The following is a 26,108-nucleotide window of genomic DNA, read 5'->3' on the forward strand; positions in this document are numbered from 1 at the left end:
TAAAGAGCAGTGCGAACAGCGGGTTAACCGTCTGTCGCGAGGTGGCGTATATTACGCTTTCCTCCTTCAGAGTCAACCTCTTTTTCAGAAGTTTTTCTCCGGCGGTTCAGTTTCCTGAACCTCTCAACACCGCATTCCGTAAGCCGTTGTGCCGTGTCGATGGAGGCGCATTATAGGGAGTTCTCTCAGGCTGACAAGGGCTAAATTCAATAAAAATGACCGTTCGCTGCATTACACAGCAAAACCCCACTTTATACGCAGTTACACACAAAGTTATCCACATTCCTGGAAGCGTTAAATTTAGACGAGCATCACGCAAACGTTTTCGCTACAATGCCCCGCAACGCAATGGATGCCCCTTTTCGGGGCGTTACCTGAAGTTTTTACGCTTTTGCTTCTCTATATAGAGAGAAGTGAGCACGCAAGCTTGATGTAACGCTCTTATTTACGCGAATCAAAGCCAAGGGATAAAACCACCATGCAACAACCTCGTCCTTTACGCCGCGCCCTGCTCAGTGTTTCTGATAAAGCCGGCATCCTCGAATTTGCTCAGGCACTCTCCCAGCGCGGTGTAGAGCTACTCTCCACAGGTGGTACCGCTCGCCTGCTGGCAGAGGCGGGACTACCCGTCACCGAAGTGTCTGACTACACCGGTTTCCCGGAAATGATGGATGGACGCGTTAAAACACTGCACCCAAAAGTACACGGCGGTATTTTAGGACGTCGTGGGCAAGATGATGCCGTAATGGCGCAGCACGCTATCAGCCCTATCGATATGGTGGTCGTAAACCTTTATCCCTTTGCCCAAACCGTCGCAAAGCCGGATTGTTCACTGGAAGACGCTGTCGAAAATATTGATATTGGCGGCCCAACGATGGTGCGCTCGGCAGCCAAAAACCACAAAGACGTAGCCATTGTGGTTAAGAGCAGCGACTACCAGGCCATTATCGCCGAGCTGGACGCCAACCAGAACTCGCTCACGCTCGAAACCCGTTTCGATCTGGCGATTAAAGCTTTTGAACATACCGCCGCGTACGACAGCATGATCGCCAACTATTTTGGCAGCCTGGTCCCGGCTTATCATGGCGAAACCAGCCAACCTGCAGGCCGCTTCCCGCGGACTCTCAATCTTAACTTCATTAAAAAGCAGGATATGCGCTATGGCGAGAACAGCCATCAGGACGCGGCCTTCTATATAGAAGAAGATGTGCAGGAAGCATCAGTCGCTACCGCCAGGCAGGTGCAGGGCAAAGCGCTGTCTTATAACAACATCGCGGATACCGATGCCGCGCTTGAGTGCGTGAAAGAGTTTGTTGAGCCCGCCTGCGTTATTGTCAAACATGCTAACCCTTGTGGTGTCGCTGTGGGCGAGTCCATTCTGGCGGCTTACGAGCGCGCTTATCAGACTGACCCCACTTCTGCCTTCGGCGGCATTATTGCCTTTAACCGCGAGCTGGATGAGGCTACCGCAAAGGCCATCATCAGTCGGCAGTTTGTTGAAGTCATCATCGCCCCTGCGGCAACGGAAGCTGCGCTGAAAATTACGGCGGCTAAACAGAACGTCCGTGTTCTGGTATGCGGTAAATGGCAAGGTCGGGTCGCCGCCCTTGATTTCAAACGTGTGAACGGAGGTTTGCTGGTTCAGGATCGCGATCTCGGTATGGTCGATGCCAGCCAGCTACGCGTGGTAAGTCAGCGCCAGCCTTCAGAGCAGGAGTTGCGTGACGCGCTGTTCTGCTGGAAAGTAGCCAAATTCGTTAAGTCTAACGCGATTGTCTATGCACGAGACAACATGACCATCGGCATTGGTGCCGGACAGATGAGCCGCGTCTACTCAGCCAAAATTGCAGGCATTAAAGCCGGTGATGAAGGTCTGGAAGTGAAAGGGTCCGCGATGGCTTCCGATGCTTTCTTCCCGTTCCGCGACGGCATTGATGCCGCTGCTGCCGTGGGCGTCAGCTGTGTGATTCAGCCGGGCGGTTCTATTCGCGACGATGAAGTCATTGCGGCAGCCGATGAGCATGGCATTGCCATGATCTTTACCGATATGCGTCACTTCCGCCATTAATTCTGTGGAGCGTTTTATGAAAATTTTAATCATTGGTAACGGCGGACGTGAACACGCACTGGCCTGGAAGGCAGCACAGTCGCCGCTGGCGGAAACCGTTTTTGTTGCACCGGGCAATGCAGGCACCGCACTGGAACCCGCGTTGCAGAACGTCGACATTGCACCAACCGATATTCCTACCTTACTGGCCTTCGCCCAGCGTGAACAGATCGATCTCACCATCGTTGGCCCTGAAGCGCCGCTGGTGTCAGGTGTCGTTGATGCGTTCCGTGCGGCGGGCTTAAAAATCTTTGGCCCGACCCAGGCGGCCGCGCAACTGGAAGGATCTAAAGCCTTTACCAAGGACTTCCTGGCACGTCATAACATACCGAGTGCGGAGTACCAGAATTTTACAGAGGTCGCCCCTGCGCTGGCTTATCTTCGTGAAAAGGGCGCGCCGATTGTCATCAAAGCCGACGGACTGGCAGCCGGTAAAGGTGTCATTGTGGCAATGTCGCTGCAGGAAGCAGAAGACGCCGTGCACGATATGCTGGCAGGCAATGCGTTTGGTGACGCGGGACACCGTATTGTTATTGAAGAGTTCCTGGACGGCGAAGAAGCCAGCTTTATTGTGATGGTTGATGGCGAGAACGTGTTGCCGATGGCCACCAGCCAGGATCATAAACGCGTGGGTGACGGCGATACCGGACCGAACACCGGGGGAATGGGCGCGTATTCCCCTGCCCCGGTTGTAACCGATGCGATCCACCAGCGCGTAATGGATCAGGTCATCTGGCCAACCGTGCGCGGCATGGCGGCAGAAGGCAACGTTTATACTGGTTTCTTATATGCCGGGCTGATGATCGATCAGGCGGGTCAGCCGAAAGTGATCGAATTCAACTGCCGCTTCGGCGATCCAGAAACGCAGCCTATCATGCTGCGCCTGCAGTCGGATCTGGTGGATCTCTGTCTGGCGGCCTGCGACGGAAAGCTAGACCAGAAGGATTCCCAATGGGACCCGCGTCCATCGCTTGGTGTGGTGCTGGCCGCTGGCGGCTATCCCGGTCACTACAATAACGGCGATCACATTCAGGGTCTGCCGCTGGAAGAGGTTGCCGACGGCAAAGTTTTCCACGCTGGGACTCGCCTTGAAGACGATCGGGTGCTGACCAACGGCGGACGCGTTTTGTGCGTCACCGCCTTAGGCGACGATGTCGCTGCGGCACAGAAACGGGCTTACGAACTGGCTAAACCGATTTCCTGGCAAGGCAGCTTCTGCCGACGCGATATCGGCTATCGTGCAATTGACCGTAAATAAAGAACGAAGGGGCACCCAGTGCCCCTTTTTACTGCCTCAGAAGTCTGCCTCTTCAGGCGCATCTGCACACTCATCTTTTTGACTGACACGCAGTAGCTGCACGCCTTCAGGGGCTTCCAGCCACGAAATCATCAACGGTCCCGTCTTATTGCTGCGGTAATGTGTTAGCGTCTGCAGGGCATAACTGTCAAAAGCAGGCGTCACCTGCTGGCCCTCACAGGTTTCCACAGCCCTTCCGCCTGACCAGTGCCCCTGTTTCAAGAACACACGACCACTTAACAGCGCATCGCTGACTTCGCGCATACGTTGTGCATCAAACTTGTAAAGCTCCACTGCATCTGGACTGACTGCCTCACGGCGCGTCGCGAGCTGGCGCTGCATGAAATTAAGGCTGCCATTTTGATCAAAGCGTAAGGTGACGTCGTCTGGCTTATCGCCTTTGACCTGACGCTCTACGCTGATTAAGTCATCCCCAAGCCAGCGATAATCAGTAATTTCACTTTTTTCACTGTTGAACGGATTGTACAGCGTACGAATATGTACCGAATGATGATCGGTATTTTTGCGCCAGATACGTACACTGCCGCGATCGGCAAGGTAACCGCTGGCCGAGAAAGCCGGGATGTCGGGGGTTGAGCTGCACCCGATAATCAGTGAGGAGAGGAACAGGGCAGATAATCGCTGGAACAGCGTAGTCATGGTGGCTGGCCCTTAAACAAAAGGGGCGAAATCGCCCCTGTTTAAAACGTTACCGCAATGCGACGTCTTACTTAACGGCGTCTTTCAGAGCTTTACCAGACACGAATGCAGGTACGTTTGCCGCAGCGATTTTGATTTCTTTGCCAGTCTGTGGGTTACGACCGGTACGCTCAGCGCGGTGGTTCACTTTAAAAGTACCAAAACCAACCAGTTGTACAGCATCACCCTCTTTCAGAGACTCGGTGATTGCAGCCAGAGTAGATTCCAGCGCTGCCTTAGCCTGGGTTTTAGACAGGTCAGCTTTTTCTGCGATCACATCAATCAGTTGAGTCTTGTTCATAAGTTATCCTTAAAGTGTATTTATCGCTTGCTAAGCAACGAGTGCGAGGGAAAAGCCGGCTTCGGGCACTCTTCAGCCTGCACGCACCGATAGCCACAATTTTCAGCCCCCCAAATGTAGACCAGACAGGGGGCTGATGTGAAGCCTCCAGGCGCGCTAATTAAGGCCTGAAGTCACGTTTTCTCGCCTTATTGCTGAATTTTTATACCGATGTTACTAATTCCCGCCTCACGCAGGTCGGATCGCAGACCTTTTATCAATTCAAGGTCTCGCTCTTCACAATCCGCGAGCAGGCGAAAAATCTCCCATTGCAGGTCCCATTCGTCGATGACAGCCGGATTTTCTCGCAGCTCTTCATCGGTCATTTCACGACCTTCGTGAGTCATTTCCAGAATGGCAACGGTGGTGATCGAAGTCTTACTGACTTCAATCGCATGCTCAAGCGTTTCACCGCTTAACTGCGAGTGCAGGACTTCACTCAATGCAACGCAGGCATCAATTGCCGGATACACACCGTATACCTCAAACGCATCACCGTCGGGAATCGCTGCTTCAAGCTTTTCCAGTTGGCTGTCAAAATTGATCTTTGCGTCTTTTACCGTCAGCGTTTCCCAAATCAGGTCCAGGATACGGCGGTAAAGGGCAGGATCGGCAAACTCGGTTTGCTGGCAAAAAGCCACGTAGTTGGGATACATGCGCTCGCACAGGCAAGCCATAAACGTCAGATGTTGCCAGCTTTCCAGCTTGGTCAGACGCAGATGCACAGGGTTTTGTAACATACACAGAGCTCTTATTCATTTCGCTGGCGGCAGTGTAACGCAAAAGCGCCATACAAACAGTGTTAAAGCGCGCTTTGCCAGCGCAGAAATGCGGGGCGTTGGGATGCTACAGCATCCGCCCAGCGGGTAGGTTCCGGTAAACGGTATCCCTGTGTACACTTTTCGACCCACTGCAGGGCGCTGTCCAGACTGACGCGGTGTCCGGTGGCCACAAACAGCGGATTACAGCGCGCCTTGCTGCGCCATACCCAGCCAATTTGCTCACCTTTGTCCACTAACGGCTGGCGACTGCCGGGGGTTTCATCCAACGCCTCAAAGCGCCCGCACAGACGTTTTTTCGCGACGCCGATAGTGGGGACATCGACCATCAACCCAAAATGCGAAGCCACACCGAGCCGGCGCGGATGTGAAATACCATGACCATCGACAAATAACAGGTCGGGCTTCTGCTCCAGCATGTTCCATGCCGCCAACAGAGCCGGATACTCACGGAAAGAGAGGAAACCGGGAATGTAAGGCATGGTGGTGTCAATGCGCGCGATGCGATGCTCCACCAGCTTCAGGGACGGGTATTCAAGAATGACCAGCGCAGCACGCGTGACTGCACCTTCCTGCTCAAAACCGACGTCTGCGCCACCGATAAAGCGTGGCGGCAGTACGTCAAAATCATCCTGCCGCACGACCTCTGCGGCACGCTGTAATTGCTCCGCGCGGAGTGCAGCGATATCCATTAAGACTCCTGATGATACGGGCGTGAGAGCCGGTGCACCGCCTCAACAAATACACCTGCGTGCTCTGGCGGCACATCCTGATGGATGCCGTGCCCAAGATTGAAGACGTGGCCTTCGCCCTTGCCGAACCCGTCCAGGATCGTAGCGACTTCCTGCTCAATTCGCGCGGGCGGTGCGTAGAGCATGGATGGGTCCATGTTGCCCTGCAAAGCGACTTTGTGGCCAACGCGACGACGGGCTTCGCTGATATCGATCGTCCAGTCCAGACCAAGTGCGTCACAGCCCGTCTCGGCAATCGCTTCCAGCCACTGCCCGCCATTTTTGGTAAACAAGGTGATCGGCACGCGACGACCTTCGTTTTCATGTAGCACGCTGTCGACAATTTTATGCATGTAGTAAAGCGAGAACTCACGATAGTCGTTCCCGGTTAACACGCCGCCCCAGGTGTCAAATACCATCACCGACTGCGCACCGGCGCGAATCTGGGCATTGAGATAGAGAATGACGCTGTCAGCCAGCTTATCCAGCATGGCGTGCAGCGTGGACGGCTCGGCGTACATCATTTTTTTAATTTTGGTGAAGGCTTTGCTACTTCCCCCTTCAACCATGTAGGTCGCCAGTGTCCACGGGCTACCTGAGAAGCCAATTAAAGGCACCTCGCCATTGAGGTTTTTACGGATGGTGCGCACCGCGTTCATCACGTAACCCAGTTCCTGTTCAGGATCGGGCACGGGCAGGCGATCGACATCGGCACGGCACGTTACTGGATTAGAGAAACACGGGCCTTCACCCGTTTCGAAGTACAGCCCTAACCCCATGGCATCAGGAATGGTGAGAATATCACTGAAGAGGATTGCCGCATCCAGCTTGAAGCGACGCAGGGGTTGGAGGGTGACTTCGCAGGCCAGTTCGGCATTCTTGCATAGCGACATAAAATCACCCGCCTGGGCGCGCGTCGCTTTATATTCCGGCAAATAACGCCCGGCTTGCCGCATCATCCATACGGGGGTGACATCTACAGGCTGGCGTAACAGGGCGCGCAAATAACGGTCGTTCTTCAGTTCACTCATGTCAGGACTCTCTCGGTATCAAGCGAGTAGTGTAGCACTCTCACGCCTCAGCGCGGCAGAGGGCCACGGTATCTTCAATTAATCGGCGGGCAACGGTACCGGGCGGAGGAAGTAACGGCAGCGCATCAAAGCGGAACCAGCCGGCATCCAGCAACTCTTTACCGTCATGCTGTAACTCACCGCCATCATATTCCGCCATAAAGGCCATCATCAGGGATTGCGGAAAGGGCCAGGGTTGCGATGTTACATAGCGAACATTCCTGACACGCACATTGCTTTCTTCCATCACCTCACGCGCGACAGCCTGTTCAATGGTTTCACCGACCTCAACAAACCCGGCCAGCACAGTGTAAATGTTATTACGATGGCGCGCATGATTAGCCAGCAGGATCTCGTCCCCCCGGCGAATCGCAACGATAATGCAGGGCGCAATTTGTGGATAGTAACGTTCACGACAGTGACTGCACAGACAGGCAAACTCACGCTTGCTGGGGTGCATCTCATGACCACAGTAGCCACACCAGCGATGAGAGCGATAAAACTCGGCCAGTTGTACACCGCGCCCCGCCAGCTGAAATAGCGCCGGATCTTCGTTAAGCAACTGCCGCAGCGACAGCATATCCTCTGAACGTGCTTCGCAAACCAGCCAGACTTTCTCACTCTGCCATTCGCCGATAACGCGTCCCTGATGGCCTGTCAGGCCAAACTGTTGCGCATTACCGTGAGGGAGATCCCCTTGCGGTAACCAAATTTTCTGTTCACTGCTGACAATCCACCATCCAGCGTCTACGCTTGAAATTTCGCATTGCATTTATTTCGTCATCCTTAGCGTCAACCCGCACGCTGAAGTCCCGATGTTAAGTGTGTAGATGAACAACTATACCCAAATAATTCTGGTTGCAAGACGACAGCACGCTTATTTATCCCCGACTGGCTCGTGGAGAACAAGCGCAATTGACGCATCGCTAATCTGAAATATGAAGGTGCATAACTCATACGGAGTTAACTATGCTCAACCAGTTAGACGTTCTGACCAAACGCGTAGGTGGCAGTAATGAACTGGTAGATTCATGGCTGGCCGCTCGCCGCCAGCTATTGGTTTCTTATTATCATTTGGTCGGTATTAAGCCAAAGAAAGAGGCACTGACTCGTCTGGATGAACAGGCGCTTGATAACTTTTGCCATAATCTGGTCGATTACCTGTCATCAGGCCACTTTAGTCTTTACCAACGCCTGATCGGTGAAATGGACGGCACCAGCCCGTTGCTGGCCGCCACGCAGATTTATCCCTCGCTGGAAGCCAACACCGAAAAACTGATGCAATTGTATGACGGGCATCTTCAGCAGGCGATTGATGACGATAACTATGTCACCTTTCAGAATGCCCTCTCAGAGGTGGGTGAAGCCCTTGAAGGACGCTTTACCCTTGAGGACAAGTTAATTCAGATGGCATGGGATAACCACCTTACCCCGCCCGTGGCTAACGACAGCGAAATTGCCCGCCCTGCCTAAAACCTCATCGATTGTAAAAGACTTGTGATTAGTAAAAAGCCCCCTTATGCTGAGTGGGCTTTAAACGTAATGCCTAATGTAGTCGGTGTTTTACGGTTGAAACGTTACCTACACGTCCTGCTCTCGTTATCGGTTATTTACAGGTAAGGCAGCGCAGGCGTCGTCGCGTAAAGCGTTAAAACCACATCTTGTCGGAGTGCCCTCTGGGCTGAGACCGTTAATTCGGGATCCGCGGAACCTGATCAGGTTAGAACCTGCGAAGGGAACAAGAGTAAATTTATACGGTACGCCACCGGATGGTGCCAGCAGTGCCGTTACTCCTTCCGAACTCCGGACAAGCAACCTTCCCACTTACTGGAATATTGCTATGTCTACTGCTAAAACGACCCGTCGCGAACAACGTGCTCAGGCACAGGAATTTATTGATTCTCTTCAGGGCGGCAGCGCCTTCCCCAACTCAAAACGTATCTGGCTCACCGGCAGTCGCGACGATATTCGTGTCCCGATGCGGGAAATTCAACTCAGCCCTACCCTGATCAGCGGCAGTAAAGACGCGCCTGTTTATGAGGAGAATGAGCCCGTACCGATTTATGATACGGCGGGCGCCTATGGCGATCCGGCTGCACAAATCGATGTTCATCGCGGGCTGGATAAACTGCGCGCGCGCTGGATTGAAGAACGTGATGACAGCGAGAATCTGATGCAAATCAGCTCAGCCTACACGCAGCAGCGGCTGGCCGATGACGGGCTGGATCATCTCCGTTTTGAACACCTGCCAACGCCGCGTCGCGCTAAAGCCGGCCGCTGCGTGACCCAGTTGCACTATGCACGCCAGGGCATTATCACGCCGGAGATGGAATTTATCGCGCTGCGGGAAAATATGGGCCGGGAACGCATCCGTGGTGAAGTGCTGTTACAACAGCATCCGGGGCACAGCTTTGGCGCGCATTTGCCGGAAAATATTACACCTGAGTTTGTGCGTCAGGAAGTGGCAGCCGGACGCGCCATCATCCCGGCGAATATCAATCATCCTGAATCCGAACCCATGATCATTGGGCGTAACTTTCTGGTGAAGGTAAATGCGAATATTGGCAACTCCGCCGTGACCTCCTCCATTGAGGAAGAGGTGGAAAAACTGGTGTGGTCAACCCGTTGGGGCGCGGATACCGTTATGGATCTCTCTACAGGGCGCTACATCCATGAAACCCGCGAATGGATTTTGCGTAACAGCCCGGTGCCGATCGGTACAGTCCCGATTTATCAGGCGCTTGAGAAAGTTAACGGTGTAGCAGAAGACCTGAACTGGGACATCTTCCGCGATACCTTGCTGGAACAGGCTGAACAGGGCGTGGATTATTTTACTATCCATGCTGGCGTGCTGTTGCGCTATGTCCCCATGACCGCGAAACGCCTGACCGGCATCGTCTCTCGTGGTGGGTCCATTATGGCGAAGTGGTGCCTGTCGCATCACAAAGAGAGCTTTCTCTATGAGCACTTCCGCGACATCTGTGAAATTTGTGCTGCTTATGATATTTCGCTGTCGCTGGGAGACGGTCTGCGTCCGGGATCAATTCAGGATGCCAATGACGACGCGCAGTTTGCAGAACTGCACACCTTGGGTGAGCTGACAAAAATCGCCTGGGAATACGATGTACAGGTCATGATTGAAGGCCCCGGTCATATTCCCATGCAAATGATCCGTCGCAACATGACTGAACAGCTGGAACACTGCCATGAAGCGCCGTTTTACACCCTGGGTCCACTGACCACCGATATTGCTCCGGGTTACGATCATTTTACCTCTGGCATTGGTGCGGCAATGATTGGCTGGTTCGGTTGCGCCATGCTCTGCTATGTCACGCCGAAAGAGCACCTGGGTCTGCCGAATAAAGACGATGTGAAACAGGGTTTGATTACCTACAAGATCGCCGCGCACGCCGCCGATCTGGCAAAAGGCCACCCGGGGGCGCAGATCCGCGACAACGCCATGTCGAAAGCGCGTTTTGAGTTTCGCTGGGAAGACCAGTTTAATCTTGCGCTGGACCCCCATACGGCACGCGCTTATCACGACGAAACCCTGCCGCAGGAATCAGGCAAGGTTGCGCACTTCTGTTCCATGTGTGGCCCCAAATTTTGCTCAATGAAAATTACCCAGGAAGTGCGCGACTATGCCGCGAAGCAGGAAGCGGAAGCCCAGGCGATTGAAGTGGGGATGGCAAAGATGTCAGATAATTTTCGTGAGCGCGGCGGTGAGCTCTATCATCCCGCAACCGCCCTTAAGGAGGAATAAATGGACGCCTTTCCCGCCACCGCACCACGCTTAGGGCTGTATCCGGTTGTCGACAGCGTTGAATGGATTGAACGTCTGTTAGACGCCGGTGTGCGAACCCTTCAGCTTCGGATCAAGGATCAGCCCGATGAGGTGGTTGAACCCTTTGTTATTCGGGCTATCGCCGCAGGTAAGCGCTATCAGGCACGTCTGTTTATCAATGATTACTGGCAGTTGGCGATTAAACATCAGGCTTATGGCGTTCATCTGGGCCAGGAGGATTTAGACGTCGCGAATCTTCAGCAGATTTTGCACGCTGGCTTGCGACTGGGGCTGTCAACCCATGACGATGCGGAGCTGGATCGGGCGCTGGCGCTGCGCCCTTCTTACATTGCACTGGGGCACATCTTCCCCACGCAGACGAAAGCGATGCCTTCTTCTCCGCAAGGGCTGGCTGAACTTAAACGCCATTTGGGTCGGCTGGCGGGCATTTCTACTGTCGCGATCGGTGGCATCAGCATTGCCCGTGCACCTGAGGTCTTAGCCACCGGCGTCGGCAGCATTGCGGTGGTGAGCGCGATTACCCAGGCAGAAGACTGGCAGGAAGCCACGCGTATTCTGCTGCAGCTTGCCGAGCCTGAAACCGCGCATTAACTGGCGTTATCGCGCAAAAATACGCGCAGTCAGTGCAATCGGTAGATAAAAACTGGAAAGCCGCGCACGGCAATTCATATTGCTGCTGGCGCGGTTTTTTAATGCCCTTTAAAGTCACAGGCGTCCAGCAGGGATTGCCGGACCAGGGCCAGCCTCCTCCTCTTTCTGGCCCTGCTTCTCAACTGCAGGTTCAGAGAGATAAGGGACTGACTCCATCAATTTATCATGGGTGCAGGCTATGATTGCCTGCTCCACGGCCTTGCCGGTTATCGCCAGTGCCCGTTCGATGGTATCACTGGCGGGCAGCGCGTAATTCAGACGCAGGCAGTTACGATATTTGCCCGAGGCGGAAAACAGCGAGCCGACAGCAATCTGAATACCAGACTGGCGCAGCGTGTTATTAAGCTGCACCGCATCAAAGGCTTCTGGCAGTTCAATCCACATCAGAAAACCGCCCTGAGGCCGCGTAACGCAGATCCCACAAGGAAAATAGTGCCTGACCCAGCAAATAAAGGTTTCGTAGTTGTGCTGATAAACCTGACGCATCCGCCGTAAATGGGTCTGGTAGTGCCCCTGACGAATAAACTCCGCCACCGCATGCTGCGGCTGGGTCGCGGTGGAGCCGGTGCCGATATATTTCATATGCAGTACCCGATCGCGGTAGCGTCCCGGCGCAACCCAACCGACGCGTAAACCCGGTGCCAGCGTTTTGGAAAATGAACTGCACAGCAACACGCGCCCATCTTCATCCATAGATTTAATGGATGACGGTCGCGGGTACTCCCAGGCCAGTTCACCATACACATCGTCTTCAATAATCGCTGCGTCAAAACGTTGCGCCAGGGTCAGCAAGGCGCGCTTGCGCTTCTCGGGCATGATAAAGCCAAGCGGGTTATTACAGTTAGGCACCACTACGACAGCTTTAATTGGCCACTGATCAAACGCCAGCTCCAGCGCCTCAAGACTGATGCCCGTCACCGAATCCGTGGGGATCTCAATGGCGCGAATGCCAAAACCACGCAGCGTCTGCATAATGCCATGAAAGGATGGTGATTCCACGGCGATGATATCGCCCGGCTGGCAGACAGCACGAACGGACACGGACAGTGCTTCATGGCAGCCGGTTGTTATTACAATGTCTTCAAGGGTAAGCTGGCAACCGCTGTCAATCATCAGTCGGGCGATCTGCTCCCGCAGGCAGGCTACACCATACAGATTATCGTAATTCAGCAGGTGACTTTCCTGCTTCTGAGCCTGTCGGCTAAAGGCTTTCCAGAGGGGTTTCAGGGTGGATTGTGTTAAATCCGGCATGCCGCTGCCCAACTGCAATATATCGTCTTCCAGCCGGCTGTTAAGCAGTTCAAATACCGCATCCCACTGGGTTATTTCTACGGGTCGTTGCACCGGTCGGGTCAGTGCCGGGATGGGCGGCATCGCCTTATGGGGTGCAACAAAGTAGCCTGAACGCGACTGTGGAACGATTAACTGTTTCTGCTCCAGCAAATAATACGCCTGCTGCACCGTGCTGATACTGACGCCGTGCTCAGCACTCAGACTGCGCACTGAAGGTAAACGTTCGCCGCTCCGATACAGCCCCTGCTCAATGCGCTTTTCCAGCAGCATGGCCAAATGTTGATATCGCGTCATTGTATGCCCTGTGAAAATTGACCGCCCCGTAAAGCAGTACAGATAGGGATTATTTCTACCATTCAGTTCGCCTGCAGCGCAATCTGTATGTTAAATATTTGCTTATCGTGCATCTGTATTGAAAATACGCTCTGCGTGAAAATGTTTCTCAGATAAACAACTGAGGGCAGGATCATGGGATATGAAGAAAACCGCGCGGCCAGGCCATTTACGATAAGACCGTTTCGTTTCTTACGCCTCGTCTGGGGCAGCATCAGACGCTGGCAATGTCAGCGTGAAACCCGGGCTATTTTATCCCGGCTCAGTGACTGTCAATTAAAAGACATTGGGCTAGACCGAAACGATATCCGCCGAAGATTTTAAGATAAAAAAAACCCTGCCAGAGCAGGGTTTTTTATCGGGCGTTTGACGATTACTCGTCGTTTTTACCGCCCAGACCAGCGTTCAGCAATTCAGCCAGGCTTGCAGAGGCTTCATCCGCAGTAACCTGCGGTGCTACCGGTACTTCGCCTGCCGCTTTGCGGCGCATACGATCCTGATGGTAAGCATAACCCGTACCGGCTGGGATCAGACGTCCCACGATAACGTTCTCTTTCAGACCGCGCAGTTCGTCGCGCTTGCCTGCCACTGCCGCTTCGGTCAGGACACGCGTGGTTTCCTGGAACGATGCCGCAGAGATGAACGATTCGGTTGCCAGTGACGCTTTGGTAATACCCAGCAGATCACGCATGAAGGTTGCGCCAACTTTTCCGTTCGCTTCAAGTTCACGGTTAGAGATCTTGATACGAGAGAATTCAGCCTGCTCACCTTCCAGGAACTCGGTACTGCCCGCGCTCATGATGGTCGCTTTACGCAGCATCTGACGAACGATAACTTCGATGTGCTTATCGTTAATCTTAACGCCTTGCAGACGGTAAACTTCCTGCACTTCGTTAGTGATGTAACGGGTAACCGCATGCACGCCACGCAAGCGCAGGATGTCATGTGGTGACTCTGGGCCATCGGAAACTACGTCACCACGCTCAACACGTTCACCTTCGAACACGTTCAGCTGACGCCATTTCGGAATCATCTCTTCGTACGGATCGCTACCATCCAGCGGAGTAATGACCAGACGACGCTTGCCTTTCGTCTCTTTACCGAAGGAGATGATGCCGCTGATCTCCGCCAGAATAGCTGGCTCTTTCGGACGACGCGCTTCGAACAGGTCAGCAACGCGTGGCAGACCACCGGTAATATCCTTGGTACCGCCAGATTCCTGCGGAACACGCGCCAGGGTATCACCCGAGCTAATCTTCACGCCATCTTCTAACTGTACAATCGCTTTACCTGGCAGGAAGTACTGAGCTGGCATATCGGTACCAGGGATCAGGACATCGTTGCCGTTAGCATCAACGATTTTCAGGGCTGGACGCAGGTCTTTACCACCCGCGGTACGCTCGGCAGAATCCAGCACCACCAGCGATGACAGACCGGTAAGGTCGTCAGTCTGACGGGTAATGGTCTGACCGTCGATCATATCCGTGAAGCGAATGAAACCGCCCACTTCAGTGATAACCGGCATGGTATGCGGGTCCCAGTTTGCAACGGTTTCGCCCGCGGCAACCTGCTCACCATCACCTTTCGCCATGGCAGCACCGTAAGGAACTTTATAGCTCTCTTTCGTACGGCCAAATTCGTCGATCATTTTCAGTTCAACGTTACGCGAGGTGATAACCAGCTTGCCTGCCGAGTTGGTTACCGACTTGGCATTGGTCAGCTTGATCGTACCTTTGTTCTTCACCTGAATGCTGGATTCAGCAGCCGCACGTGATGCCGCACCACCGATGTGGAACGTACGCATCGTCAGCTGTGTACCCGGCTCACCGATAGACTGTGCCGCGATAACACCGATTGCTTCACCTTTGTTGATGATGTGACCACGTGCCAGGTCGCGACCATAGCAATGTGCACACACACCAAAATCGGTTTCACAACCTACAACCGAACGTACCTTCACGCTGTCTACTGAGTTCAGTTCCAACACGTCACACCAGTGCTCATCAAGCAGCGTGTTACGTGGAACCAGAATGTCAGCAGTACCCGGCTTCAGGACGTCTTCTGCCGTCACACGACCCAGAACACGCTCACGCAGTGGCTCTTTCACGTCGCCACCTTCGATGACTGGCGTCATCATGATGCCTTCGTGCGTACCACAGTCGTCTTCGGTGACAACCAGATCCTGTGCAACGTCAACCAGACGACGCGTCAGATAACCGGAGTTAGCCGTTTTCAGTGCGGTATCCGCCAGACCTTTACGTGCACCGTGCGTCGAGATGAAGTACTGGAGTACGTTCAGACCTTCGCGGAAGTTCGCGGTAATTGGCGTCTCGATGATTGAGCCATCTGGCTTAGCCATCAGACCACGCATACCGGCCAGCTGACGAATCTGTGCAGCAGAACCACGCGCACCGGAGTCAGCCATCATAAAGATACTGTTGAAGGAAACCTGACGCTCTTCCACGCCATCGCGGTTGATCACGAGTTCGGTAGAGAGGTTTTCCATCATCGCTTTAGCAACGCGTTCGTTGGCCGCAGCCCAGATATCGATCACTTTGTTATAGCGTTCACCCGCGGTCACCAGACCAGACTGGAACTGTTCCTGGATTTCAGCCACTTCTGCTTCCGCTTCGGTGATGATTTCCACTTTCTTCTCTGGGATAACCATGTCGTCGATACCCACAGACGCACCTGAACGTGCCGCATAGGCAAAGCCGGTGTACATGGTCTGGTCAGCAAAGATAACCGTTGGTTTCAGTCCCAGGATGCGGTAACAGGTGTTCAGCATCTTGGAGATCGCTTTCTTGCCCAGCGCCTGGTTGACGATGGAGAAAGGCAGACCTTTTGGCACGATCATCCACAGGATGGCGCGACCAATAGTTGTGTCGATGATGCTGGTTTTAGAAACCCACTCATCCTGCTCGTTTTTCTCGTGCTCAGTGATACGCACTTTAACGCGAGCGTGCAGCGAAGCGAGGCCAGCGCGGTAAACGCGTTCAGCTTCTTTCGGACCGGTCAGCACCATGCCTTCGCCTTTGGCGTTAACACAGTCGCGGGTCATGTAGTACAGACCCAGTACAACGTCCTGTGAAGGAACGATGATTGGCTCGCCGTTCGCAGGTGACAGGATGTTGTTGGTAGACATCATCAGCGCACGCGCTTCCAGCTGGGCTTCCAGCGTCAGCGGTACGTGAACAGCCATCTGGTCACCATCGAAGTCGGCGTTATAAGCCGCACAAACCAGCGGGTGCAGCTGGATAGCTTTACCTTCGATCAGGACGGGCTCAAATGCCTGAATACCCAAACGGTGCAGGGTTGGTGCACGGTTCAGCAGTACCGGGTGTTCGCGGATCACTTCGTCCAGGATATCCCAAACGACAGCTTCTTCACGCTCAACCATCTTCTTAGCGGCTTTGATGGTGGTGGCCAGGCCACGCAGTTCCAACTTGCCGTAGATGAACGGTTTGAACAGCTCCAGTGCCATTTTCTTCGGCAGACCGCACTGATGCAGACGCAGGTAAGGACCTACGGTGATAACAGAACGACCAGAGTAGTCAACACGCTTACCGAGCAGGTTCTGACGGAAACGACCCTGCTTACCTTTGATCATATCAGCCAAAGATTTCAGAGGACGCTTGTTAGAACCCGTGATCGCACGACCGCGACGACCGTTATCCAGCAGGGCATCTACCGCTTCCTGCAGCATACGTTTTTCGTTGCGCACGATGATATCTGGCGCGGCCAGATCCAGCAGGCGTTTCAGACGGTTGTTACGGTTGATCACGCGGCGATACAGATCGTTCAGATCTGATGTCGCAAAGCGGCCGCCGTCCAGCGGTACCAGCGGACGCAGATCCGGTGGCAGGACTGGCAGCACGGTCAGGATCATCCACTCTGGCTTGTTACCAGACTGAACGAACGCTTCCAGCAGCTTAATACGCTTGGTCAGCTTTTTGCGTTTGGTCTCGGAGTTCGTTTCGTTCAGCTCTTCGCGCAGCTGTTCGCACTCTTGCTCCAGATCCATATTTTTCAGCAGTGCCTGAATCGCTTCTGCACCCATCTTCGCGTCAAATTCGTCACCGAATTCTTCCAGCGCATCCAGGTACTGCTCTTCAGTCAGAATCTGACGCTTCTCAAGGTTGGTCATGCCACCTTCGATAACGACATAAGATTCAAAATACAGCACGCGTTCGATGTCACGCAGTGGCATATCCAGCAGCAGGCCGATACGCGAAGGCAGTGACTTCAGGAACCAGATGTGTGCGGTAGGTGAAGCCAGCTCAATGTGGCCCATGCGCTCACGACGCACTTTAGTCTGGGTCACTTCAACGCCGCACTTCTCGCAGATCACACCACGGTGTTTCAGACGCTTGTACTTACCGCACAGGCATTCGTAATCTTTTACCGGCCCAAAGATACGGGCACAGAACAGACCATCGCGCTCTGGCTTGAAGGTACGATAGTTAATGGTTTCCGGCTTTTTCACTTCACCGAAAGACCAGGAACGGATCATGTCTGGCGATGCCAGCGCAATTTTGATCGCATCAAACTCTTCGGTTTTAGTTTGCGCTTTCAGAAACTTAAGTAAGTCTTTCACGGATTTGCTCCCGTCGGAGTGAGACTCAGGGGCGTCCAACCGAAATTGAACGCCCCATAACCAGTACAAATGCGAGCGCGTTAACCCTGCGCTTCCAGGCCAGGCCTGTTACTGAGGGTTACTCGTCTTCCAGCTCGATGTTGATACCCAGCGAACGAATCTCTTTCAACAGTACGTTGAACGATTCAGGCATGCCAGGTTCCATCTGATGGTTGCCATCCACGATGTTCTTATACATCTTGGTACGGCCATTAACGTCATCAGACTTAACGGTAAGCATTTCCTGGAGGGTATACGCAGCACCATAAGCTTCCAGCGCCCATACTTCCATCTCACCGAAGCGCTGACCACCGAACTGTGCCTTACCACCCAGCGGTTGCTGAGTAACGAGGCTGTAGGAACCGGTAGAACGTGCGTGCATCTTGTCATCAACCAGGTGGTTGAGTTTCAGCATGTACATATAACCCACGGTTACCTGACGTTCGAACTGCTCGCCCGTACGGCCATCAAACAGGGTAATCTGACCGGAAGAAGGCAGACCGCCAAGCTCTAACAGCTCTTTGATTTCGCTCTCTTTCGCACCATCAAACACCGGCGTGGCAATTGGCATCCCTTTTTTCAGGTTCTCAGCCAGGCGCAGGACTTCGTCATCAGTAAAGGTATTCAGGTCAACTTTCTGACGCACATCAGTGCCCAGATCGTAAGCACGCTGGATGAATTCGCGCAGTTTGGCGACTTCTTCCTGCTTCTTCAGCATCGCGTTGATTTTCTCGCCGATACCTTTCGCTGCCATCCCCAGGTGAGTCTCAAGGATCTGACCGATGTTCATACGCGATGGTACGCCCAGCGGGTTCAGTACGATATCGACCGGCGTACCGTTCTCATCGTAAGGCATGTCTTCGATTGGGTTGATCTTAGAGATAACACCTTTGTTACCGTGACGACCCGCCATTTTATCACCAGGCTGGATCTGACGTTTAACGGCCAGATAAACCTTAACGATTTTCAGCACGCCAGGTGCCAGATCATCGCCTTGTGTGATTTTACGACGCTTGCCTTCGAGTTTTTTCTCAAACTCGTGCTTCAGTTCGTCGTACTGCTCGGCCAGCTGTTCCAGCTGGTTTTGCTTGGCTTCGTCAGTCAGACCCAGTTCCAGCCAACGCTCACGCGGCAGCTTGTCCAGTTTGTCTGCTTCAACGCCACCCGAAATCAGAACAGACTGGATACGGCTAAACAGGCCCGCTTCCAGGATCTGCAGCTCTTCAGACAGGTCTTTCTTAGCCTGCTTCAGCTGCATCTCTTCGATTTCCAGCGCACGTTTGTCTTTTTCCACGCCATCGCGGGTGAAGACCTGAACGTCGATAACCGTACCGGAAACACCGTTAGGTACACGCAGAGAAGAATCTTTAACGTCAGACGCTTTCTCACCGAAGATCGCACGCAACAGTTTTTCTTCTGGTGTCAGCTGGGTTTCGCCTTTCGGCGTCACTTTGCCCACCAGAATGTCACCGCCGGTCACTTCAGCACCGATGTAAACAATACCGGACTCATCCAGTTTAGAGAGTGCAGCTTCGCCCACGTTCGGGATATCAGCGGTAATCTCTTCTGGCCCCAGCTTGGTGTCACGAGACACACATGCCAGTTCCTGGATGTGGATGGTAGTGAAGCGATCTTCCTGAACCACGCGTTCGGAGACTAAGATGGAGTCTTCGAAGTTGTAACCATTCCACGGCATGAACGCGACGCGCATGTTCTGACCCAGCGCCAGCTCACCGAGATCGGTGGATGGGCCGTCAGCCAGCACATCACCACGTTCAACTGGCTCACCCAGAGACACACATGGCATCTGGTTGATACAGGTGTTCTGGTTAGAACGGGTGTATTTGGTCAGGTTGTAGATGTCGATACCCGCTTCGCCCGGATACATTTCGTCTTCGTTTACTTTGATAACGATACGAGATGCATCAACGTACTGAACGGTACCGCCACGTTTCGCAACCGCGGTAACACCTGAGTCAACGGCTACAGCACGCTCCATACCGGTACCTACCAGCGGCTTATCAGCACGCAGAGTAGGAACGGCCTGACGTTGCATGTTCGCACCCATCAGGGCGCGGTTGGCGTCATCGTGTTCCAGGAACGGGATCAGTGACGCACCGACAGAAACCACCTGCTGGGTGGAAACGTCCATGTAGTCAACCTGATCGCGGCTGAACAGACTTGATTCGCCTTTGCTACGGCAGGTGACCAGGTCATCAACGAACGCACCTTCTTCTGACAGGTTGGTGTTCGCCTGAGCGATAACGTAGTTACCTTCTTCGATTGCAGAAAGGTAATGAATTTCATCGGAAACCACACCGTCAATAACGCGACGATAAGGGGTTTCCAGGAAACCGTACTCGTTCGTCTGCGCGTACACAGACAAGGAGTTGATCAGACCGATGTTCGGACCTTCAGGGGTTTCGATTGGGCAGACACGACCGTAGTGCGTTGGGTGTACGTCACGCACTTCGAAGCCGGCACGCTCACGGGTTAAACCACCTGGGCCGAGAGCAGAGATACGACGCTTGTGCGTAATCTCTGACAACGGGTTGTTCTGATCCATAAACTGAGACAGCTGGCTGGAACCAAAGAACTCTTTCACCGCCGCCGAAATGGGCTTGGCGTTGATCATGTCCTGTGGCATCAGCGTATCGAGATCGCCCAGAGAAAGACGCTCTTTCACTGCACGCTCAACACGTACCAGACCGACACGGAACTGGTTCTCAGCCATTTCACCGACTGAACGAATACGACGGTTACCGAGGTGGTCGATATCGTCCACTTCGCCTTTACCGTTACGGATGTCGATCAGTTTTTTCATCACTTCAATGATGTCTTCTTTGCTCAGGATACCTGAACCTTCGATTTCATCACGCAGCAACGAACGGTTAAACTTCATGCGGCCGACTGCAGAAAGATCGTAACGATCTTCAGAGAAGAACAGGTTCTCAAACAGGTTCTCTGCAGCTTCACGCGTTGGCGGCTCACCAGGACGCATCATGCGGTAGATCTCAACCAGCGCGCTCAGGCGGTCATTGGTTGGGTCAACGCGCAGCGTCTCGGAGATGTAAGGGCCGTGATCCAGATCGTTGGTGAACAGCGTTTCAATGCGCTTGTGACCAGACTGGCTCAGCTTCGCCAGCAGATCCAGCGACAGTTCCATATTCGCCGCGACGATCAGCTCACCGGTGTTCTCATCGATGTAGTCTTTAGCAACCACTTTGCCCGCGATGTATTCAACAGGCACTTCGATGTGTTGGATAGCGTCTTTTTCCAGCTGACGAATATGACGCGCAGTGATGCGACGCCCTTTCTCAACGTAGACCGTGCCATTCGATTCAATATCGAAAGTCGCGGTTTCACCGCGCAGGCGCTCTGGCACCAGTTCCATCTGCAGCTTGTTGTCACGGATTTCGTACACCACTTTCTCGAAGAAGACGTCGAGGATTTGAGCAGTGGTGTAATGCAGTGCGCGCAGAATGATACTGGCCGGCAGCTTACGACGACGGTCAATACGGACGAAGAGGTTGTCTTTCGGGTCAAACTCGAAGTCGAGCCATGAACCACGGTAAGGGATGATACGTGCGTTATACAGCACTTTACCCGATGAGTGGGTTTTACCCTTATCGCTGTCAAAGAACACGCCAGGACTACGATGCAGCTGAGAAACGATAACACGTTCAGTACCGTTGATAACAAAGGTACCGTTGTCAGTCATGAGCGGAATTTCACCCATGTAGACTTCTTGTTCTTTAATGTCTTTTACAGTGCCTTCTGGCGCTTCGCGCTCATAGATCACCAGACGCAGTTTCACGCGCAGCGGTGCCGAGTAGGTCACGCCACGGATCTGACACTCTTTCACGTCAAAGACAGGTTCACCTAAGCGATAGCTGACATACTGCAACTCAGAATTGCCGCTGTAGCTCGCGATAGGGAATACAGAGCGGAATGCAGCTTCCAGTCCGTACTGACCTTCTGGATCTTGCTCGATAAACTTCTGAAACGAATCAAGCTGGATGGAAAGGAGATAAGGTATGTCCAAAACTTGTGGACGTTTACCAAAATCCTTACGAATACGTTTTTTCTCGGTATAGGAGTAAACCATAGGGTTCCTCAGCTAGCTGACAAGTCGACCCACGCTGTCCGTCCTGACAGGACAGTTCATGCAACACGATTTTGTTTGATTCACCTACTGCTTTGCAGTGTGTGCAATACCTCTTTCTATCACGCTTAAATCATTTCATTGCTTCAGCGTGGGCAGGGAACCCGCACGGGAAAGCAGTATATTAAGTCGTCGATAGAGAAAGATATTGAAGAGCAACAATGGACAAACAGTGTGAAACCCCATTGAGGCCCTGGAGCGCAAAAAGGCTGGTGACCAAAAAGCCACCAGCCATCAGTCTGAAACTACTCAGACTGCAACCCGAGGGTTGTCTTACTTAACTTCAACTTCAGCGCCAGCTTCTTTCAGAGCAGCTTCAAGTGCAGCTGCGTCATCTTTGCTGATGCCTTCTTTGATCACGCCAGTTGCTTCAACCAGATCTTTGGCTTCTTTCAGGCCCAGACCAGTTGCGGTACGTACGGCTTTGATAACTGCAACTTTGTTCGCGCCAACAGCTTTCAGAACGACGTCGAATTCAGTTTTCTCTTCAACAGCTTCAGCTGGGCCAGCAGCAACAGCTACAGCAGCAGCAGCAGAAACGCCGAATTTTTCTTCCATAGCAGAAACCAGCTCAACTACTTCCATTACGGACATAGCGGCAACGGCTTCCAGAATTTGGTCTTTAGTAATAGACATAACAATTGTTCCTAAGAATCAGAAAAAGTTTATACGTTAGCAAGTACGAAGAAAAGAGAGGCCTTAAGCCGCTTCTTTTGCATCGCGAACAGCAGCCAGAGTGCGAACCAGTTTGCCGGCAGCGGCTTCTTTCATGGTCGACATCAGACGTGCCAGTGCTTCTTCGTAGGTCGGCAGAGTTGCCAGACGGTCAATATTGGCCGCCGTGATCAGCTCACCTTCAAAGGCTGCAGCTTTGACCTCGAATTTTGCATTCGCTTTCGCGAAATCTTTGAACAGACGAGCAGCAGCGCCCGGGTGTTCCATAGAATATGCAATCAGGGTCGGACCAACAAACGTGTCTTTCAGGCACTCGAACTGAGTACCTTCAACGACGCGGCGCAGCAGGGTGTTACGAACAACACGCATGTAAACGCCAGCTTCACGACCTGCTTTACGCAGTTCGGTCATTTTATCAACGGTAACGCCACGAGAATCCGCAACAACCGCTGAAAGCGCACCTTTGGCTACTTCGCTGACTTCAGCAACAATCGCTTGTTTGTCTTGAAGATTTAATGCCATTAGCTTTAGCTCCTGGATTTGACCGGGGAAGGATTTCCCCGGAACTCACTTCACTTACTCGCCCGGAGGAAAATAAGCGCTATTACACGGTGAGCAGAATCCAGTTAAGAAAAATATCTTTTGGTTCTGTCACCGTCTACGCAGGGTATTAAGCATTACATCCGAGGATGTGCCGCTCCTGCGGTCTTGGACGGAGGCCAGGATAAGGCCTGGCTCCAACCTAAAATTTGGGTCGCGTGCCGCCACTCAAATTGCTATTGCGCCGACTGTCTTTATCCGCTTCCGTTGCACAGTTGACCATGCTCCGGGTAGCCGACTCAGCCACCGTCTTACCGCAATCTGAATCACGCACTTCGACGTCTGCACGAATGCAGAACAACGGGCGTAAGATTCTAGGTGAATTTTTCGCCCGTTTCAAGTAGCAATTAGTTTGCTACGGCAGTCAGACCAGCCTGGTCAACGGAAACGCCCGCGCCCATGGTGGTAGAGATGCTAACTTTCTTGATGTACACGCCTTTCGCCTGAGCAGGCTTGGCTTTTTTCAGCGCAACCAGCAGAGATTCCAGGTTTTCTTTCAATTTGTCAGCATCGAAGTCCACTTTACCGATGGTAGTGTGGATGATGCCGTTTTTGTCGTTACGATAACGAACCTGACCTGCTTTAGCGTTCTTAACCGCTTCAGCAACGTTAGGCGTTACAGTACCTACTTTCGGGTTTGGCATCAGGCCACGTGGACCCAGAATCTGGCCTAACTGGCCAACAACGCGCATTGCATCTGGAGATGCAATCACAACGTCAAAATTCATTTCGCCTTTCTTGATCTGATCGGCCAGGTCTTCCATACCTACCAGCTCAGCGCCAGCTGCTTTAGCAGCTTCAGCGTTTGCGCCTTGGGTGAAGACAGCTACACGTACTGAACGACCGGTACCGTGTGGCAGAACAGTCGCGCCGCGCACGTTCTGATCAGATTTACGTGCATCGATGCCGAGGTTAACGGCAACGTCAACGCTTTCTACGAACTTAGCGGTAGCCAGTTCTTTCAGTAAAGCGATTGCTTCAGCAATATCGTACTGCTTGGTCGCGTCAACTTTGTCGCGAATTACGCTCATGCGCTTGGTCAGCTTTGCCATTTCTTAGTCCTCTACAACCAGGCCCATGGAACGAGCAGTACCTTCGATTGAGCGAGTCATCGCTTCAACGTCGGAACCCGTCATGTCCGCAGCTTTAGTTTCTGCGATTTCACGTACCTGAGCACGAGTCACTTTACCGACTTTATCTTTATTCGGCTTACCAGAACCTGACTTGATGCCTGCTGCTTTTTTCAGCAGAACGGCAGCCGGAGGCGTTTTGGTAATAAAGGTAAAAGAACGGTCGCTGTATACGGTGATAACAACAGGTGTTGGCAGACCTTTTTCCAGAGATTCGGTCTTCGCGTTAAACGCTTTACAGAATTCCATGATGTTAACACCCTGCTGACCCAGAGCTGGACCAACCGGTGGACTTGGGTTCGCCATACCAGCTGCAACCTGCAGCTTGACGTAGGCTTGTACTTTCTTAGCCATGATAATTCCTCAATTGGGTTATAGCGCCTGTAGAAGGCTCCCCGTGGTAACGATTTATACGCTGTTGCCAGCACATAAAAACAAAAGGCGCGAAATTATAGTTAAATTTCGCGCCTGCTGCAACAGCCAAATTGTAAGTCGGGAAAGGTTAGCCTTTCTCTACCTGACCGAAGTCGAGTTCTACTGGTGTTGCACGTCCGAAGATGGACACAGAAACGGTCAAACGACTCTTCTCATAATCCACATCTTCTACCACACCGTTAAAGTCGGCAAATGGACCATCGTTGACACGTACCATTTCGCCTGGCTCAAACAGCGTTTTTGGACGCGGCTTATCACCCACCTGCTGCAGGCGGTTCATAATCGCATCAACTTCTTTATCGCTAATAGGCGCCGGGCGATCGGATGTACCGCCAATAAAGCCCATAACGCGCGGAACGCTGCGTACCAGGTGCCAGCTGGCGTCATTCATCACCATCTGTACCAATACGTAGCCGGGGAAGAATTTGCGCTCGCTTTTACGGCGTTGACCACCACGGATCTCAACAACTTCTTCTGTAGGAACCATGACGTCGCCAAACAGCTCTTCCATGTTGTGCAATTTGATGTGCTCACGCAGCGACTGTGCTACGCGGCCTTCAAAACCGGAAAACGCCTGCACGACGTACCAGCGTTTCTTTGGAGCTTCAGACATCTCAGAACCTCAGGCCAGTGATAAACGATACCAGACGGACCAGAATACCATCCAGCCCCCACAAAATCAGTGACATCACGGCAGTAACCGCGGCAACGATTAACGTGGTATGCAGTGTTTCCTGGCGGGTTGGCCAGATAACTTTACGCATTTCGGTTCTTGCTTCACGTGCAAAGGCCACGGTTGCTTTGCCTTTCGTCGTCAAAAGCGCAATGCCGCCTGCTGCCGCAATCAGGACTACTACAGCCAACGCGCGCAAAGGCAGCGTCACATCGCGATAGAGGTAGTTACCTACGATCGCCGCAAGCAGTAATAAGACTACCACTACCCACTTCAGCGCTTCGAGGCCGCGCCCGCTCCCTTGAGCTTCGGTATTCGCACTCATAAACCAACCTGCCACAATAATTCAGAAACTATTCTGCCCCGCATTGCGAGGCATCCAAACCGAATGAGCTTTTGGGGCGTAACTCGGTATCCAGCGCCACATAACAGAGCCTGTCTCAGCAATGATTATGGTTCACAATCACTGATGAGTCAGGTTCTATGTAACAGCGTACAAAAAGGGCATCAAATGATGCCCTTTCCACGTGCATTGCGTCAAATATTATCGGTAATTAAGCGATAACTTTAGCAACAACGCCCGCGCCAACGGTACGGCCGCCTTCGCGGATTGCGAAGCGCAGACCTTCGTCCATTGCGATTGGGTGAATCAGGGTAACAACCATTTTGATGTTGTCGCCCGGCATGAC

21 protein-coding genes, 1 pseudogene and 1 riboswitch are annotated in these 26,108 nt (G+C 52.9%); of the genes and pseudogenes, 6 read left to right on the forward strand and 16 right to left on the reverse strand.

Annotated elements, in window-relative coordinates; all coding sequences use genetic code 11:
- The first annotated feature begins 478 nt into the window (after positions 1-478).
- Both purH and purD read left to right on the forward strand, forming a co-directional pair.
- Entirely contained in the window at positions 479-2,068 is a 1,590-nt protein-coding gene (purH, locus tag NR177_RS23430; protein ID WP_096011312.1) for a bifunctional phosphoribosylaminoimidazolecarboxamide formyltransferase/IMP cyclohydrolase, read from the forward strand.
- Positions 2,069-2,084: 16 nt separating this feature from the next.
- Entirely contained in the window at positions 2,085-3,365 is a 1,281-nt protein-coding gene (purD, locus tag NR177_RS23435; protein WP_256853779.1) for a phosphoribosylamine--glycine ligase, read from the forward strand.
- 36 nt (positions 3,366-3,401) lie between these two features.
- Here the strand turns inward: purD and NR177_RS23440 are convergent, their stop codons facing one another.
- The 6 genes from NR177_RS23440 to nudC form a co-directional block, all read right to left on the reverse strand.
- On the reverse strand, positions 3,402-4,064 hold the full coding sequence (locus NR177_RS23440) for a DUF1481 domain-containing protein (protein ID WP_063877952.1): 663 nt from the start codon (positions 4,062-4,064) through the stop codon (positions 3,402-3,404).
- A gap of 67 nt (positions 4,065-4,131) precedes the next feature.
- Positions 4,132-4,404 (reverse strand): nucleoid-associated protein HU-alpha, encoded by a 273-nt coding sequence (gene hupA, locus NR177_RS23445; protein ID WP_006121511.1) that lies wholly within the window; start codon positions 4,402-4,404, stop codon positions 4,132-4,134.
- A gap of 188 nt (positions 4,405-4,592) precedes the next feature.
- Complete coding sequence (locus NR177_RS23450; protein ID WP_063877951.1) at positions 4,593-5,183, reverse strand: YjaG family protein; 591 nt, start codon at positions 5,181-5,183, stop codon at positions 4,593-4,595.
- 62 nt (positions 5,184-5,245) lie between these two features.
- Complete coding sequence (nfi, locus tag NR177_RS23455; RefSeq protein WP_109718359.1) at positions 5,246-5,914, reverse strand: deoxyribonuclease V; 669 nt, start codon at positions 5,912-5,914, stop codon at positions 5,246-5,248.
- Positions 5,914-6,984: a uroporphyrinogen decarboxylase gene (gene hemE, locus NR177_RS23460; protein WP_256853780.1), complete on the reverse strand. Its 1,071-nt coding sequence runs from the start codon at positions 6,982-6,984 to the stop codon at positions 5,914-5,916. The genes nfi and hemE overlap by 1 nt, the downstream gene beginning before the upstream one ends.
- 40 nt (positions 6,985-7,024) lie before the next feature.
- Positions 7,025-7,795, reverse strand: a complete 771-nt coding sequence (gene nudC / locus NR177_RS23465) for an NAD(+) diphosphatase (RefSeq protein WP_063877948.1) — start codon at positions 7,793-7,795, stop codon at positions 7,025-7,027.
- Positions 7,796-7,992: 197 nt separating this feature from the next.
- Between nudC and NR177_RS23470 the strand changes: the two genes are divergently transcribed.
- The 3 genes from NR177_RS23470 to thiE all read left to right on the forward strand — a co-directional run bounded on the left by NR177_RS23470 (position 7,993) and on the right by thiE (position 11,419).
- Entirely contained in the window at positions 7,993-8,496 is a 504-nt protein-coding gene (locus tag NR177_RS23470) for an Rsd/AlgQ family anti-sigma factor (RefSeq protein ID WP_063877947.1), read from the forward strand.
- A gap of 182 nt (positions 8,497-8,678) precedes the next feature.
- Positions 8,679-8,778: riboswitch (TPP riboswitch) on the forward strand.
- Positions 8,779-8,863: 85 nt separating this feature from the next.
- Complete coding sequence (thiC, locus tag NR177_RS23475; RefSeq protein WP_241568581.1) at positions 8,864-10,786, forward strand: phosphomethylpyrimidine synthase ThiC; 1,923 nt, start codon at positions 8,864-8,866, stop codon at positions 10,784-10,786.
- Complete coding sequence (thiE, locus tag NR177_RS23480) at positions 10,787-11,419, forward strand: thiamine phosphate synthase (RefSeq protein WP_109718356.1); 633 nt, start codon at positions 10,787-10,789, stop codon at positions 11,417-11,419. It begins immediately after the preceding gene.
- Between the two features lie 114 nt (positions 11,420-11,533).
- Here the strand turns inward: thiE and NR177_RS23485 are convergent, their stop codons facing one another.
- Positions 11,534-13,066: a PLP-dependent aminotransferase family protein gene (locus tag NR177_RS23485; protein WP_172896783.1), complete on the reverse strand. Its 1,533-nt coding sequence runs from the start codon at positions 13,064-13,066 to the stop codon at positions 11,534-11,536.
- A gap of 174 nt (positions 13,067-13,240) precedes the next feature.
- Here NR177_RS23485 and NR177_RS23490 point away from each other — a divergent pair, with 174 nt between their 5' ends.
- Positions 13,241-13,429, forward strand: a complete 189-nt coding sequence (locus NR177_RS23490; protein WP_256853781.1) for a DUF1127 domain-containing protein — start codon at positions 13,241-13,243, stop codon at positions 13,427-13,429.
- A gap of 49 nt (positions 13,430-13,478) precedes the next feature.
- On the opposite strand, the gene rpoC is transcribed toward NR177_RS23490, so the two are convergent.
- From rpoC to tuf, 9 genes and pseudogenes are all read right to left on the reverse strand, one after another.
- Positions 13,479-17,702 (reverse strand): DNA-directed RNA polymerase subunit beta', encoded by a 4,224-nt coding sequence (gene rpoC, locus NR177_RS23495; protein ID WP_063877942.1) that lies wholly within the window; start codon positions 17,700-17,702, stop codon positions 13,479-13,481.
- Between the two features lie 118 nt (positions 17,703-17,820).
- Positions 17,821-21,849, reverse strand: coding sequence for a DNA-directed RNA polymerase subunit beta (gene rpoB, locus NR177_RS23500; protein WP_063877941.1), 4,029 nt, complete (start codon positions 21,847-21,849; stop codon positions 17,821-17,823).
- 330 nt (positions 21,850-22,179) lie between these two features.
- Positions 22,180-22,542, reverse strand: a complete 363-nt coding sequence (rplL, locus tag NR177_RS23505) for a 50S ribosomal protein L7/L12 (protein WP_009092660.1) — start codon at positions 22,540-22,542, stop codon at positions 22,180-22,182.
- 63 nt (positions 22,543-22,605) lie between these two features.
- On the reverse strand, positions 22,606-23,103 hold the full coding sequence (gene rplJ / locus NR177_RS23510; protein ID WP_003848098.1) for a 50S ribosomal protein L10: 498 nt from the start codon (positions 23,101-23,103) through the stop codon (positions 22,606-22,608).
- Between the two features lie 425 nt (positions 23,104-23,528).
- A complete protein-coding gene (gene rplA / locus NR177_RS23515; RefSeq protein WP_063877940.1) occupies positions 23,529-24,233 on the reverse strand; it encodes a 50S ribosomal protein L1 in 705 nt (234 codons plus the stop codon).
- A 3-nt stretch (positions 24,234-24,236) separates the two neighbouring features.
- A complete protein-coding gene (gene rplK / locus NR177_RS23520; protein WP_006121495.1) occupies positions 24,237-24,665 on the reverse strand; it encodes a 50S ribosomal protein L11 in 429 nt (142 codons plus the stop codon).
- Between the two features lie 148 nt (positions 24,666-24,813).
- Complete coding sequence (gene nusG / locus NR177_RS23525; protein WP_003848088.1) at positions 24,814-25,359, reverse strand: transcription termination/antitermination protein NusG; 546 nt, start codon at positions 25,357-25,359, stop codon at positions 24,814-24,816.
- A gap of 1 nt (position 25,360) precedes the next feature.
- Entirely contained in the window at positions 25,361-25,744 is a 384-nt protein-coding gene (secE, locus tag NR177_RS23530; RefSeq protein WP_014606967.1) for a preprotein translocase subunit SecE, read from the reverse strand.
- A 229-nt stretch (positions 25,745-25,973) separates the two neighbouring features.
- Positions 25,974-26,108: pseudogene (gene tuf / locus NR177_RS23535) on the reverse strand (elongation factor Tu); the annotation flags it as partial.

It is taken from the genome of Pantoea sp. Fr+CA_20 (genome assembly GCF_024520835.1).
In the GTDB taxonomy this organism is placed as follows: Bacteria; Pseudomonadota; Gammaproteobacteria; order Enterobacterales; family Enterobacteriaceae; genus Pantoea; species Pantoea allii.